This window comes from Sphaerisporangium sp. NPDC051017 (assembly GCF_040683095.1).
In the GTDB taxonomy this organism is placed as follows: Bacteria; Actinomycetota; Actinomycetes; order Streptosporangiales; family Streptosporangiaceae; genus Sphaerisporangium.
Map to the genome: position 1 here is coordinate 499,555 of NZ_JBFBCI010000001.1, position 12,892 is coordinate 512,446.

The 12,892-nt window shown below is 68.4% G+C and carries 15 protein-coding genes and 1 riboswitch; of the genes, 10 read left to right on the top strand and 5 right to left on the bottom strand.

Annotation, left to right across the window (positions count from 1 at the left end; genetic code table 11):
* Nucleotides 1–3: 3 nt before the first annotated feature.
* The 6 genes from folE (at nt 4) to AB0M95_RS02480 (ending at nt 3,566) form a co-directional block, all read left to right on the top strand.
* Nucleotides 4–591 (top strand): GTP cyclohydrolase I FolE, encoded by a 588-nt coding sequence (gene folE / locus AB0M95_RS02455; protein ID WP_363758334.1) that lies wholly within the window; start codon nt 4–6, stop codon nt 589–591.
* Nucleotides 592–688: 97 nt separating this feature from the next.
* On the top strand, nt 689–1,546 hold the full coding sequence (gene folP / locus AB0M95_RS02460) for a dihydropteroate synthase (RefSeq protein WP_358526455.1): 858 nt from the start codon (nt 689–691) through the stop codon (nt 1,544–1,546).
* On the top strand, nt 1,543–1,983 hold the full coding sequence (locus AB0M95_RS02465; protein WP_363758336.1) for a nuclear transport factor 2 family protein: 441 nt from the start codon (nt 1,543–1,545) through the stop codon (nt 1,981–1,983). Before folP ends, AB0M95_RS02465 begins: the two co-directional genes overlap by 4 nt.
* Nucleotides 1,976–2,338: a dihydroneopterin aldolase gene (gene folB, locus AB0M95_RS02470; protein ID WP_363758338.1), complete on the top strand. Its 363-nt coding sequence runs from the start codon at nt 1,976–1,978 to the stop codon at nt 2,336–2,338. Before AB0M95_RS02465 ends, folB begins: the two co-directional genes overlap by 8 nt.
* Entirely contained in the window at nt 2,335–2,841 is a 507-nt protein-coding gene (gene folK, locus AB0M95_RS02475; RefSeq protein WP_358526458.1) for a 2-amino-4-hydroxy-6-hydroxymethyldihydropteridine diphosphokinase, read from the top strand. The genes folB and folK overlap by 4 nt, the downstream gene beginning before the upstream one ends.
* Nucleotides 2,842–3,101: 260 nt before the next feature.
* Nucleotides 3,102–3,566 carry a DUF3180 domain-containing protein gene (locus AB0M95_RS02480; RefSeq protein ID WP_358526459.1) on the top strand — a complete coding sequence of 155 codons (465 nt, stop codon included), beginning with the start codon at nt 3,102–3,104 and terminating at the stop codon, nt 3,564–3,566.
* 66 nt (nt 3,567–3,632) lie between these two features.
* Here AB0M95_RS02480 and AB0M95_RS02485 read toward each other — a convergent pair whose 3' ends face one another.
* The 4 genes from AB0M95_RS02485 to AB0M95_RS02500 all read right to left on the bottom strand — a co-directional run bounded on the left by AB0M95_RS02485 (nt 3,633) and on the right by AB0M95_RS02500 (nt 8,126).
* Nucleotides 3,633–4,805: an NADH-quinone oxidoreductase subunit D gene (locus AB0M95_RS02485; protein ID WP_363758341.1), complete on the bottom strand. Its 1,173-nt coding sequence runs from the start codon at nt 4,803–4,805 to the stop codon at nt 3,633–3,635.
* A gap of 17 nt (nt 4,806–4,822) precedes the next feature.
* Nucleotides 4,823–6,115: an aminotransferase class V-fold PLP-dependent enzyme gene (locus AB0M95_RS02490; protein ID WP_358526509.1), complete on the bottom strand. Its 1,293-nt coding sequence runs from the start codon at nt 6,113–6,115 to the stop codon at nt 4,823–4,825.
* A gap of 92 nt (nt 6,116–6,207) precedes the next feature.
* Nucleotides 6,208–6,323: riboswitch (SAM riboswitch) on the bottom strand.
* Between the two features lie 94 nt (nt 6,324–6,417).
* Nucleotides 6,418–6,813 carry a helix-turn-helix transcriptional regulator gene (locus AB0M95_RS02495; RefSeq protein ID WP_363758343.1) on the bottom strand — a complete coding sequence of 132 codons (396 nt, stop codon included), beginning with the start codon at nt 6,811–6,813 and terminating at the stop codon, nt 6,418–6,420.
* Nucleotides 6,814–7,361: 548 nt separating this feature from the next.
* Complete coding sequence (locus AB0M95_RS02500; RefSeq protein ID WP_363758345.1) at nt 7,362–8,126, bottom strand: class I SAM-dependent methyltransferase; 765 nt, start codon at nt 8,124–8,126, stop codon at nt 7,362–7,364.
* A gap of 262 nt (nt 8,127–8,388) precedes the next feature.
* Between AB0M95_RS02500 and AB0M95_RS02505 the strand changes: the two genes are divergently transcribed.
* Genes AB0M95_RS02505 through AB0M95_RS02515 form a run of 3 tightly spaced genes read left to right on the top strand, consistent with a single transcriptional unit; the run spans nt 8,389 to nt 11,834 of the window.
* A complete protein-coding gene (locus AB0M95_RS02505) occupies nt 8,389–9,729 on the top strand; it encodes an ATP phosphoribosyltransferase regulatory subunit (RefSeq protein ID WP_363758347.1) in 1,341 nt (446 codons plus the stop codon).
* Between the two features lie 12 nt (nt 9,730–9,741).
* Nucleotides 9,742–11,031 carry a histidine--tRNA ligase gene (gene hisS / locus AB0M95_RS02510; protein WP_363758349.1) on the top strand — a complete coding sequence of 430 codons (1,290 nt, stop codon included), beginning with the start codon at nt 9,742–9,744 and terminating at the stop codon, nt 11,029–11,031.
* Nucleotides 11,032–11,036: 5 nt separating this feature from the next.
* The gene (locus AB0M95_RS02515; protein WP_363758351.1) at nt 11,037–11,834 is read left to right on the top strand and encodes an FkbM family methyltransferase; all 798 of its coding nucleotides are present in this window, start codon (nt 11,037–11,039) and stop codon (nt 11,832–11,834) included.
* Here AB0M95_RS02515 and AB0M95_RS02520 read toward each other — a convergent pair.
* Nucleotides 11,816–12,067, bottom strand: coding sequence for a hypothetical protein (locus AB0M95_RS02520; RefSeq protein WP_363758353.1), 252 nt, complete (start codon nt 12,065–12,067; stop codon nt 11,816–11,818). The two genes, AB0M95_RS02515 and AB0M95_RS02520, sit on opposite strands and share 19 nt — an antisense overlap.
* On the opposite strand from AB0M95_RS02520, the gene AB0M95_RS02525 reads away from it, so the two are divergent.
* Complete coding sequence (locus AB0M95_RS02525; protein ID WP_363758355.1) at nt 12,066–12,836, top strand: TerC family protein; 771 nt, start codon at nt 12,066–12,068, stop codon at nt 12,834–12,836. The two genes, AB0M95_RS02520 and AB0M95_RS02525, sit on opposite strands and share 2 nt — an antisense overlap.
* Nucleotides 12,837–12,892: the final 56 nt, after the last annotated feature.

Here is a 12,892-nt window from a genome sequence, read left to right on the forward strand (position 1 = left end):
CGGGTGAGCGTGAACTTCCTGAAGGTCGACTCGGGCCGGATCGAAAAGGCCGTTCGCGAGATCCTCCTCGCGATCGGTGAAGATCCGGACCGGGACGGCCTGGTGGATACCCCCGCCCGGGTCGCCCGCGCGTACGCCGAGCAGTTCGCCGGGCTGGGGCAGTCGCCCGAGGACGTCCTGACCACCGTCTTCGACGCCGACCACGACGAGATGGTCCTGGTCAAGGACATCGAGGTCTTCTCCACCTGCGAGCACCACCTCGTGCCGTTCCACGGGGTCGCCCACGTCGGCTACGTTCCGAACGAGAAGGGGCAGATCACCGGTCTGTCCAAGCTCGCCCGGCTGGTGGACGTCTTCGCCCGGCGCCCCCAGGTCCAAGAGCGCATGACGTCCCAGATCGCCGATGCGCTGATGGACGTCCTCGCCCCGCGCGGGGTCATCGTGGTCATCGAGGCCGAGCACCTGTGCATGACCATGCGCGGCGTGCGCAAACCGGGCGCGAAGACGATCACCTCGGCGGTGCGCGGCGACTTTCGCGACAGCGACAAGACCCGCGCCGAGGCGATGGCCCTCATCCTGGGCCACCGCTGATCCACCCGCGCCGCTCGAGGGTGGCCTGGCCGATTCGTTATCCACAAGCCGGACCCAAGGCACAGATAGCCCTCGATAACCACCTAGGCTTGACGCCATGACCACATGGACGGTGCCGGGGCTCCCCGACGCGGGGCGCTGCCTGGTGATGGGCGTGGTCAACGTCACCCCCGACTCCTTCTCCGACGGCGGCCAGTGGTTCGACCCCGAGGTCGCCGTCCGTCACGGCCTCGAACTCGTCGAACAGGGCGCCGACATCGTCGACGTCGGCGGCGAGTCCACGCGCCCGGGCGCCGCCCGCGTGTCCCTGGCCGAGGAACTGCGCCGGGTCGAGCCGGTCATCCGCACCCTGGCCGACGAGGGCGTGACCGTCAGCGTCGACACGATGCGCGCCGAGGTCGCCGAGGCCGCGGTGCGCGCCGGGGCCCGGCTGGTGAACGACGTGAGCGGCGGGCTGGCCGATCCGGCGATGCCCCGCGTGGTGGCCGCGTCGGGCGTCGCCTACGTCGTGATGCACTGGCGTGGCCACAGCCACGACATGGACAACCGCGCGATGTACTCCGACGTCGTCGGCGAGGTGAGCGAAGAGCTGCGCAAACGGGTCGACTCCGTGCTCGCCGAGGGCGTCGCCGAGAAGCAGATCATCATCGATCCCGGCCTGGGCTTCGCCAAGAAGTCCGAGCACAACTGGTCTCTGCTCGCGGGCATCGGCGAGCTCGGCCGGCTGGGTTACCCGATCATCATCGGCGCGTCCCGCAAGCGTTTCCTCGGTCGTCTCCTGGCCGACTCCGAGGGCACGCCCAGGCCGTTCAGCGGCAGCGACGACGCGACGCTGGCGGTCACCGCGCTGGCCGCCCACGCCGGGGCCTGGTGCGTGCGTGTGCACCATGTGCGTCCCAACGCCGACGCCGTCCGGGTGGCGGCGGCCTGGCACGGGCGGGAGGAAATCCGATGAGCACCACCGCAGCGGAGATCGAGAAACTCAACGAGGCGTTCTACACCGCCATCGAGAGCGGCGACCTCGACCGCATGACCGACCTCTGGGCCGAGGACGACGACGGCCGGGTCGCGACGTGCGTCCACCCCGGCTGGTCGGCCGTGACGGGCCGGGCCGAGGTCCTGCGCTCCTGGGCGCTGATCATGGCCAACACGACGTACATCCAGTTCGTGCTGACCGACGTCCGCACCACCGTCGTCGGCGACGTCGCCGTGCTCGCCTGCGCCGAGAACATCCTCACCGCGGCCGACACCGACGAAGCGACCTTCGCCGCGGGCCGGGTGGTCGCGACCAGCACCTTCGTCCGCACCGCCGCGGGCTGGAAACTCTGGATCTACCACGGCTCCCCGGTCCTGCAGGCCGACGATGACGACGACGAGCCCGCTGATGAGTGACAGCATCAGCCTGGTGGGCCTGCGGGCGCGCGGCCGGCACGGATGCCTGCCCGCCGAGCGCGAGCTGGGGCAGGAGTTCGTCGTCGACGTCACGCTCTTCCTGGACACCGCCCCCGCGGCCGCCGGCGACGACCTGTCCAAGACCGTCGACTACGGCGAGCTGGCCCTGCGGCTGGCCGCCATCGTCGAGGGGGAGCCGGTCGATCTCATCGAGACCCTGGCCGGGCGCCTGGCGGAGGCGTGCCTGGCGAACGAGCCGGTCGAGGAGGCCGAGGTGAAGGTGCACAAGCCCGCCGCGCCCATCCCGCTGCCCTTCGACGATGTTGTCGTGACGATCAGGAGGAGGCGGGGATGAAGGTGGTCCTGGCGCTCGGCAGCAATGTCGGCCGCCGTTTCGACACCCTTCAAGGAGCCGTGGACGCGCTGTTCGACGCTCCCGGGCTCGACTTCGTGGCGGTGTCGCCGGTGTACGAGACCGACCCCGTCGGCGGGCCTCCGGACCAGCGCCCCTATCTCAACGCGGTGGTGATCGGCAGCACGATGACGCTGGGCCCGAAGGCGATCCTCGAACGGGCCCTCGGCGTGGAGGTCGCGTTCGGACGGGTCCGCGAGCTGCGGTGGGGGCCGCGTACGCTGGACGTCGACCTGATCATGGTCGGCGACCTGCTATCGGACGACCCTGAGCTCACGCTCCCGCACCCGCTGGCGCACGAGCGGGCGTTCGTCCTGGTTCCGTGGTCGCAGGCCGATCCGGGCGCGGTGCTGCCCGGCCGGGGTTCGGTGGCGGGCCTGCTCGCCGACCTGGACCAGGCAGGCGTGCGTCTGCGCCCCGACCTGGTGCTCCAGCCCCCCGACTGACCTGTTCGAGGCGCGGCGGTGTTCTGGAGGAGGAGGGAGGAAGGGGTGAGGAACGAGCCCCTTCCGAGTGACGACGGAAGAACGCCGCCTGAAGTGCGCCTCGAATCCGCCGTGCCGGAGGCGCGGCCATGGGCACTGTTCGAGGCCTAAGGGGCGCTTCGAACCGCCGTGCCGGAGGCGCGGCCATAGGCACAGCCGGCGCGGGCCGATCGCGCATGGAATAGCCTGCGGGCGGCGGAGGGAACGAGGAGGAGGATCGCGTGAGACCGAGCCGTCCCGGCTTGCTCGTCGTGCTGGTCGTCGGGTTCGCGCTGGTGACGTGGGCCGTGCTCCAGCAGGTCTACTCCGCCCTGCCGACCGTCCCCTGGACGGCGATCCCCACCGTGCTGCTGCTGGCGGTGGGCGAGGCGTACAGCGGATGGATGACCCGCGCGCGTATCGAGCGCAGGCCCGACACCAAGCCGGTGGAGCCGCTGGCGGTGGCCCGGCTCGCCGCCCTGGCCAAGGCGTCGGCGTACGTGGGGGCGGCCTGCGCGGGCATCTTCGCCGGTTTCGTGCTCTACGTGCTGCCGCTGCTGGACCAGGACAGCCCGCGGCGCGACTTCTTCCTGGCCGGCGGGTCGCTGATCGCCTGTGTGGTGCTGGTCTGCGCGGCCCTGTTCCTCGAACACTGCTGCAAGGTGCCGAAGGACCCGGACGACCGGCCGGGCCCCGCGCGCCCCTGAGCGAGGGCCCTGAACCCGCGTACGATGGTCCCGCCGCGTCCGCGCCTGCTAAAACGGGAAAAATCCTTACTTGTCGATGTCGCCGACGACGAAGAACATCGAGCCCAGGATCGCCACCATGTCCGAGATGAGGTGGCCGGGAAGCATCTCCCTGAGCACCTGGACGTTGTTGTACGACGCGCTGCGCAGCTTCAGCCGCCACGGCGTCTTCTCGCCGCGCGACACCAGGTAGTATCCGTTGAGCCCCAGCGGGTTCTCGGTCCAGGCGTAGGTGTGCCCCTCGGGCACCTTCAGCACCTTGGGCAGCCGCTGGTTGATCGGCCCGGGCGGCAGCGACCGCAGCCGGTCCACGCAGGCGTCCGCGAGGTCCAGCGAGTTCTTCACCTGGTCCAGCAGGACCTCGAAGCGGGCGTGGCAGTCGCCGGCCGAGCGCGTGGCGACCTTGACCGGCAGCTCGGCGTACGCGAGGTACGGCTCGTCGCGGCGCAGGTCCAGGTCGACGCCGGAGGCGCGGGCGATCGGCCCGCTCACGCCGTACTGCATGATCGTCTCACGGTCGAGCACGCCGACGCCGCGCGTGCGAGCCAGGAAGATCTCGTTGCCGTAGATCAGGTGCTCGATGTCGGACAGCCGCCCCCGCACGTCGCCGACCGTCCGCGACACCCGGTCGAGCCAGCCGTCCGGCAGGTCCTCCTTCAGCCCGCCGACCCGGTTGAACATGTAGTGCATGCGCCCGCCGGAGATCTCCTCCATGACGGCCTGCAGCATCTCGCGCTCGCGGAAGGCGTAGAAGATCGGCGTGATCGCGCCGAGCTCCAGGGGATAGGACCCGAGGAACATGAGGTGGTTCAGCACGCGGTTCAGCTCGGCGAGCAGCGTGCGCGCCCACACGGCCCGCACGGGGACCTCCATGCCGAGCATGCGCTCGACGGCCAGCACCACGCCCAGCTCGTTGGCGAAGGCCGACAGCCAGTCGTGCCGGTTGGCCAGCACGATGATCTGCCGGTAGTCGCGCACCTCGAACAGCTTCTCGGCGCCGCGGTGCATGTACCCGATGATCGGCTCCGCCGCGGCGATGCGCTCGCCGTCCACGGTGAGCCGCAGTCGCAGCACGCCGTGGGTCGAGGGGTGCTGGGGCCCGATGTTGAGGATCATGTCCTCGGTGGCGAGCTCCTTGGCCCCGGCGCCGATTCCCACGACGCGCTCGACGCGCCCGCCTCCGGCGAGAGGTTCGGTCATGGACCTATGCTGTCACGTCAGCGGCGCGACACAAGCTCGGAGAGGGCGGTCACCAGACGCCGGACGTGCTCCTCGGTGGTGCCGATGCCGATGGACGCCCGGACCGCGCCGGCCGTGCCGTCCGCGCAGGTGCCGTCGTCCAGCCGCCCGGCCTCGTCGAGCAGGTGGCGGACGAACGGGTGGGCGCAGAACCGGCCGTCCCGCACGCCGATGCCGTACTCCGACGACAGCGCCTCGGCGACCTCGCGGGCGGTCCAGCCGTCCACGATGAAGGACACGATGCCGACGCGCGGGTGCCCAGGCCCCCACAGCGATAGCTCGCGCACGCCGTCGATGCGGGCCAGCCCGTCGCGCAGCAGGCCGACCAGCCGCTCCTCCTCCTTGACCAGCGGGGCCCAGCCGGTGGCGGACAGGGCGTCGCAGGCGGCGGCAAGGGCGATCGCGCCGAGGACGTTCGGCGTGCCGGCCTCGTGCCGCTGCTCGGCGTCGCCGCTCCACTCGGTCGTGATCGGCGCCCCCTCGGCGGCCCCGCCCGTGACGTTCGCGGACGCGCCGCCGCCGCGCAGGTACGGGTCGGCGTCCGCGAGCCAGTCCGGCCGGCCGATGAGCACGCCCGCGCCGAACGGGGCGTAGAGCTTGTGCCCGGAGAACGCGACGTAGTCGAGGTCGAGCGCGGTCAGGTTGAGCCTGCGGTGCGGGACGAGCTGGGCGGCGTCCACGAAGATACGGGCGCCGTGACGGTGGGCGATGTGCGCCAGCGCGGCGATCGGCCACAGCTCGCCGGTGACGTTGGACGCGGCGGTGACGACCAGCAGCTTGGGGCCGTCGATGGCCGCGAGGGTCTCGTCGGCGGCGCGCACGGCCTCGCCGGGGAAGGCGGGCGGCGCGAGCCGGACGGCGCCGGTCCAGGGGAGCAGCGAGGCGTGGTGCTCGGTCTCGAAGACGACGACGGTGGTGCCCTCGGGCAGGCAGCGGGCCAGCAGGTTCGTCGCGTCGGTGGTGTTGCGGGTGAACACGACGGCGTCGTCGCGGCGGGCGCCCGCGAAGGCCCCGACGGTGTGGCGGGCCTGCTCGTAGCGGGCGGTGGTGAGCTGGGAGGCGTACCCGGCGCCGCGGTGCACGCTGGAGTAGGCCGGCAGCGCGGCGGCGACGGCCGCGCTCACCGGCTCCAGACAGGGCGCGCTGGCGGCGTAGTCCAGGTTGACGTACCGGACCAGCTCGCCGCCCTTGACGGGAACCTCCAGGTCGGTGCCGAGCACGGTGGGGATGCCGGTCCGGTGCCCTGCGGGGACGGGCTGGGCGGGGACGATCTCGGCGGGGGTGGGGATGGTCAGATCGGTGACAGCGGACAACGCCGGCCTCCTCGGGTAAGGGGCCCTCGGTCATGGCGTTGAGACGACGGAGCCCGCGCTTGCCCGGCGCACCGCGCGCCGGACCTGGTCTTCACCCGGGGCACCCCGCCGCGAGCGCGAGGGTTGCCGGCCAGCGAGCCGGGGCTTGGCGCTGGCACTCATGACCTACGTCCGGACTATAACCCAACCTCCCCCCGCCCCCGCAATGTGACAGGCCTCACGCCCCCGCCTCCGTTTGTGCCAGCACCGGCGGTGTCGCGTTAAGAGGACTCTGCGCCACCGAGGAGTTCGGTGGGTATGCCCAGGCCGTCAACCAGATCGCGTACCAGCATCACACCGCTGGCCAGCCGAGCCCCTGATTCGAGCTGAGACACGTAGCCCTGAGATCGCCCGATTAGTTCAGCGAGCCGTTCCTGACTCATCCCGGCATGCTCGCGGATCAGCGTGCATACGGTGGCAAGATCCCATGAAGCGAGCGCTTCACGGACATCGGGAATAGTCCACACCTCCGCTGGTATCGGTTGAGCATCCACGGCGCATGGACCGCACACTTCACCGGGGTTGTACCGGCTGAGCGGGCGTGCACACCTTCGGCACACCCGCTTCGGCTCCGTCATGGCGTCACCGCTGCCTCGCCGTACCAGCCATGTGGCCATCTCTGCTCGTTGAGCAGACCACCGAGCCCTTTGATGTCGTCGGACCCACAGCGACAGCTGTACGGAGCTCTACCAGCGAGGGAATACGCGAGCGCGGTGGCCATAGCGGCAGGTGACTCGGCCGCAGGCCCAGAGTCGGGTCGACTTACCTGCATCGTCCCTCGCCGTGATCGAAGATGATCCGGCCGGTTTCCTGGTCACGATGGGCGCGCACCAAGATGGGCCCATAGCGGTAGCAGGGGTAGGGGTAGGCGAGGAGGTCCAGCCGCGCTGGGCAGATAGTCCCTCGGCCGTGATCGGGCAGACCACGCAAGGCGGCCAGTAACGCTCGGCACGCCCCAATTGGTGTGTCTGTCACACCAAGCACGCCGCGCCCACCCAGATCGTCGGCGGCCCACGTCCACAGCACCGGCTCGCCGTCTACACAGTCGGGTTCCAGTCGCGGGACCCCGCTGATACGCCGGCGTTGTGCCGGTACGGTCGGCGTCGATCCAAGGCGCGACAGGCGTCGAATGGCGCCGGGGAAGTGACTGGCTTCGCTCGTTGGGTTATGCCGTCTTCCGCACTTGGGCGATGTATGCGGCGCCCTCGGTTTCGACGTGTTCGAGCTTCCACGGTGACCGGTCCGTCAGATCGGACAGTTCCTGGATGGAGGCGAACAGGTAGTCGAACCATTCGGTGGCGGTGCGGCCGTGGCGGATACGCAATCGCAGCTGGCCTGCCATCCGGCTGTGTCTGCGGTTGTGCTCGTGGTAGGCGAGATGGTCGGGATTGTCGCTGCCGTAGGGGTCGGTCCCGGTACCGATGAGGCGGGCGTTCGGGTGGGCCAATCCGGCGAGTTGCCTGAGCACTTGGTGCGCCCGATCGGCTCCGCCGAGCAGGCCGAGGTTGTTGCCGAGCAGCAGTATCGTGTCGAACCGGCCAAGATCTGGGGGTGGTCCGTAGAGCGACCCGTGTACGGCGGTGACGCCACGCTGGCGGGCCACGGTGACGGCTCCGGGAGAGGCGTCCATACCGACGACGTCGAATCCTGCCGTGGCAAGTGCAAGGGCATGGCGACCGGCGCCGCAGCCGATGTCCAGAACCCTCCCTGCCGCCTGCTGGCAGGCCCACCGGTCAAGCCGATCCAGCTGATCGGGCGGGGTGAAGTACTTCGACGCATCGCTCGCCATGAGCAGGCCATCGTCACGTTCCACCAGCTCCATCACATGGCCGGGCGCCCCCTGAGCACGCCAGCATTCCTGAAGCGTCTGGCCGAAGGCGTCACCGATGGCGAGGCCACGGACAGGGGCGACCGCGGTGTCTTCAGTCATGTGCACTCCCTTGAGTGTCCGGATTCCGCCGTATCACGACGGAATGAGTGTCCAGCGTGGCGCCATATTGGCACTCATGCGGTAATTTCCTGATCGTCGTCGCGAGCGGTTGGTACTCGAACGCCTAGAGCTGGACGAATTTGGGGGCGAGGCAACGGTAGAGACCGCCCCGAATGATCACCATTGCAAGTGCAATGGTGATCAGTTTTCTCATCACGCACACTCCGTTCGTCAACATTCCTGCGACAGGCCGGAGGCCGACGTGACCGAGCTGAATCTGCCCCTAAAGGGAACAGGCGACATTTTCGGACTGCCGCTGCGCAGACGCCTGGCCGTAACTGGTGCGCTTGCCAATCTGGCCCGGCGGCACGGCTACGACCAGGTCGAGGTGCCGCTGATCGAGCGGGCCTCCTCCTTCTCCGAGGAGGTCGTCGGCCGCTCCCCCTGGCCGGAATGGGACCAGCGCGGCTGCTTCTACCTGCAGGTTCCCGACTACAAGAGCCTCTACGACAACCCGCCGACCCTCACCGACGCGCTGCTGATCCCCGAAGGCACGATCTCCGTGACCCGATGGCTGGGCCGTCTGCTCTCCGACGACCCGGGGTTCGTGTGGCCGCTCAAGCTCTTCTATCTCACGCCCAGTTTTCGCAACGAGCTCATCGATGGTCTGGATGAGCTCAAGCGGCGCCAGTTCAACCAGTTCGGGCTGGAGATTCTCGGGGCGCCGTCAGGCAGTGCCGACATCGAAGCCATACATCTGATCACTACCAGTCTGTACGAGCTCGGCATCCCTGAACGCGCCGTCCGCGTGCGGGTCGGCGATATGGCCATCTTCAATCGGCTGGTCGAACTTTCCGGCCTGGATCCCGACACGGCGATCCGGCTCAAGGAAGCACTCGATGCGATCGCCGAGTGCAAGGCCGGAAAACGGCCCGAACGTCACTCCACTCTGATCGACGACGTCGACAGGCTGGCCTGTGGCGCTCATCTCGGCCCGCGCTGGGCGAAGGTATGGGGCGAGCTGGCCCGCACACCCCACTCCCTGTCGGTCATCGAGAAGGTCTCCGACACTGTCGTGCAGGAACGGCTTGCCAGCGTACGGAAGCTCGCCGCGACGCTGGATGCGCTCGGCGTCACCGTAAAGATCGACTTGTGCGTGGTGCGCTCACACGAGTACTACACCGGCATCGCCTTCGAAATCGACGTGTTCACCAACACCCAAGCGTTCATCGAGGTCGGTGGAGGCGGCCGGTACGACCGCCTCGTCGGTCACTTCATGGCCGACCGCACCGCCGCCCCTCCCGTGCCGGCAACCGGATTCGCCTTCGGCGTGGAACGACTGGTCCATCTCCTAGATCGCCTCGGCCTGCTTGGCTCGGATCGTTCGGCCGGTGCCACCATGAGCATGGCCCGGGCAGTCGCCGACGTCCTTGTCATCCCGCAGTCGGCCACCGCCGACGGGTATCGTGAAGCTGCCGAAGTCGCGGCCAAGTACCGCGCCGCCGGGCGCGCGGTGGACATCTACCTGGGCGATCCTGCCCATGAGGTCGCCTATGCCACGGCACGCGGCATCACGCAAAGCCACACCGTCACTGAACGCTGAGGAAACCTACCGGTGAAGACTGACAACAGCCCACCAAGGGGCACCCGTGATCTGCTTCCCGCTGCCGTCGCTCTCCGCGACCATGTTCTGGGGCAGATCGCGTCGGTCTACCATCGGTACGGCTACCAGCGCATCGAAACCCCCTGCCTGGAAGACATCGACCGCCTGGTAGGCGGCCAGGGCGGCGAGAACGAAAAACTGATCTTCAAGGTGTTGCGGCGTGGCCTGCCCGACCAGATCGAGCAGGCCACCGCGCTGGCTGGCCTGGTGGACCTGGGTCTGCGGTTCGACCTGACCGTCCCGCTGACCCGGTTCTACGGTCACCACCACGCTGATCTGCCGATGCCGTTGCGGTCCTTTCAGTTCGGGCCGGTCTGGCGGGCCGAACGCCCGCAAAAGGGCCGCTACCGGCAGTTCTACCAGTGCGACATCGACCTGATCGGCGAGCCCAGCGTGCTGGCCGAGATCGAGCTCATCGAGGCCACCACAGAAGCCCTGGACGCCCTCGGTCTGACCGGAACCACCGTTCGGCTCTCAGATCGCCGCTTCCTGTCAGCCCTCGCCCACGCTGCTGGACTTCCCGACCAGGCGCAGAACGGATTCTTTATCGGTCTGGACAAACTCGACAAGATCGGATGGGACGGGGTTCGTCGCGAACTCATCGATGATCGACAACTGCCCGCTGAGGTGGTGACCAACGCCCTGACCAAGATTGAGAACCTGCAAGGGTTGGACGCGCAGAAGGTCGCCGATACCGTGGCAGACGAGGTGCCGGGACTCGACGACCAGGTCATCGCTGATCTGGCTACTACCACGACCGGGCTGGACCAGATCGCCCGAGAGCGAGGGCTGCGCTGGGAGTTCGACCCGACCCTGGTGCGCGGTATGGGTTACTACACCGGGCAGATCTTCGAGGTCGTCCACCCCCAGTCCACCTCGTCGGTGGCAGGCGGTGGACGGTACGACCGGTTGATCGGGCGCTCGTTGGGGACGGACGTTCCGGCGTGTGGCTTTTCCATCGGGTTCGAGCGGATCGTCGACCTGCTGGGCAAGGCTCCACACCGTGAGGCGGTCGCCGTGTTGTTCGACGCCGACATCCCCGCCGCCGAGGCTCTCACACTGGCTCGCCAGTTGCGCACCGAGGGCCGAACCGCCTCGGTGATCCGCCGCGGTGGCAAGTTCAGTGCTCAGTTGAGCCGCTTGGAGTCATCAGGATTCACCTCGTTCGTTCATCTGCGCGCCGACCATGCCTCTGGCCTCCGGCCGGACGAGCGACCATTGGGCCGGCAGCCCCTCACTTAGGAGAGATGTTGGATAGACGAACCGCTCCGTGGGGAGACACCATCTGGTTCGAGCCATCCGACATCAGTCTTGATCCGCAATTCCTGGAAACCGGGGTGAGCCGGCCGCGAGAGCTGGACGCTCTGGCCGCCATAGTGCGCCCCGGTGACCTGATCATCGACGCGGGTGCCAGCCTCGGCTACCTCACCTGCTATCTCGCTCACCTGGCGGGTCCTTCGGGCCGAGTGCATGCGATCGAGCCGTCCACCGCCATGGCTGACCTGCTCGAACGCAACGTCACCGGTAACGGCTACAGCAATGTCACCATCTCCCGCCTGGCCCTTGGCGCCCGTGACGGACACGTGGATCTGTGGCTCAGCAGCTCCGACCTGGGAAGGCATTCTTTCTATGCGGCCAATGTGCTCAACCTAGGTGGATCCGAGCTGGTCGAGCAGTTGACCGCCGACCAGTACTGGCGACAGCGGCTCGCCTGCCGCCCGGTCGGGCTCTTCAAACTCGACGTCGAAGGTGCCGAGCAGGTCATCCTCGGCTCGGCCTCCGGCCTGCTGTCCGCCTGCCGAGAGGTGTGGATGGAGTTCTGGCCCGAAGGGATCGCCGCCGCTGGAGGGGACCCCTACGACGCGCTCACGCTCCTGCTGCGGTCAGGGTTCGCTCTGACCGGATGGGATCTGGTTACCGGTGAACACCAGCCCGTCAGTGATCCTCGCGACCTCGAAGCGGTCTTCACCCGTCTCGCCAGGTGGGTTATCGAGGATGGCCAGGACTTGTCCCCAATCCTCTACATTCATGCCCACCGGCCGTAGCAGAGAGTAACGGCGTGCTCGCCGCCCTTGACGGGGACCTCCAGGTCGGTGCCGAGCACGGCGGGGGTGCCCGTCCGGTGCCCTGCGGGGACGATCTCGCCGTCTCCGCAACCTCGGATGTCCGGATCCGGGGTCGGCCCGGGGCGAACTCCGGTGGGGTCTCGTGCGTTGGACGGGGAACGGCTCGCGCCCCCGGCGTGTCGTGACGTGCGCGGATCTGGAGGAGTGTTCATGGATTGGGTTGCCGACCCCACGATCTGGATCGGGTTCTTCACCCTGGTCGCCCTGGAGATCGTTCTGGGCATCGACAACATCATCTTCATCTCGATCCTCGCCGGGAAACTACCGCCCGAGCAACGCGACCGGGCCCGCAAGGTGGGCCTCGGGCTGGCGCTGCTCAGCCGTCTGGCGCTGCTGCTGGCGCTGTCCTGGGTGGTGCGGCTGACGACGCCGCTGTTCGAGGTGTTCGGGCACGGGATATCCGGGCGAGATCTGATCCTGATCCTCGGAGGGCTGTTCCTGCTGGGCAAGAGCGTGTTCGAGATCGGCGACAGCCTGGAGGGCGGCTCCGGGCATTCCAGCGGCCGGGTGGCGGCGTCCTTCGGGGCCGTGATCGTGCAGATCATGCTGCTGGACGTCGTCTTCTCGCTGGACTCGGTGATCACGGCCGTCGGCATGGTGGACCAGCTCGGCGTCATGATCGCGGCGGTCATCGTCGCGGTGATCGTCATGCTCATCGCGGCCCGGCCGATCAGCGAGTTCGTCGAGCGGTATCCGAGTATCAAGATGCTCGCGCTGTCGTTCCTGGTGCTGATCGGCGTCGTGCTGATCGCCGAGGGTTTCGAGCAGCACATCTCCAAGGGCTACATCTACTTCGCGATGGCGTTCTCGCTGGTCGTGGAGTTGCTGAACATCCGGGTGCGCAAGCGGGCGGGGCGGCAGCGCCCGGTGGAGCTGCGCGAGCGGTACGAGGAGGCGCCGGAGCCGGAAGGGCGGGCCTGAGGCGGCAGCCGCCTGAGCTGGATGTTTTGCGGGAAATTTCGCGTTTACGATGGCTT

Bases quoted from the DNA above. Each gene is read 5' to 3' on its own strand.
- folP (WP_358526455.1), top strand. From the start codon at position 689: ATGACCACATGGACGGTGCCGGGGCTCCCCGACGCGGGGCGCTGCCTG.
- AB0M95_RS02465 (WP_363758336.1), top strand. From the start codon at position 1,543: ATGAGCACCACCGCAGCGGAGATCGAGAAACTCAACGAGGCGTTCTAC.
- folB (WP_363758338.1), top strand. From the start codon at position 1,976: ATGAGTGACAGCATCAGCCTGGTGGGCCTGCGGGCGCGCGGCCGGCAC.
- folK (WP_358526458.1), top strand. From the start codon at position 2,335: ATGAAGGTGGTCCTGGCGCTCGGCAGCAATGTCGGCCGCCGTTTCGAC.
- AB0M95_RS02485 (WP_363758341.1), bottom strand. From the start codon at position 4,805: ATGACCGAACCTCTCGCCGGAGGCGGGCGCGTCGAGCGCGTCGTGGGA.
- AB0M95_RS02495 (WP_363758343.1), bottom strand. From the start codon at position 6,813: ATGGCCACATGGCTGGTACGGCGAGGCAGCGGTGACGCCATGACGGAG.
- AB0M95_RS02500 (WP_363758345.1), bottom strand. From the start codon at position 8,126: ATGACTGAAGACACCGCGGTCGCCCCTGTCCGTGGCCTCGCCATCGGT.
- AB0M95_RS02515 (WP_363758351.1), top strand. From the start codon at position 11,037: ATGTTGGATAGACGAACCGCTCCGTGGGGAGACACCATCTGGTTCGAG.
- AB0M95_RS02525 (WP_363758355.1), top strand. From the start codon at position 12,066: ATGGATTGGGTTGCCGACCCCACGATCTGGATCGGGTTCTTCACCCTG.
- AB0M95_RS02520 (WP_363758353.1), bottom strand. From the start codon at position 12,067: ATGAACACTCCTCCAGATCCGCGCACGTCACGACACGCCGGGGGCGCG.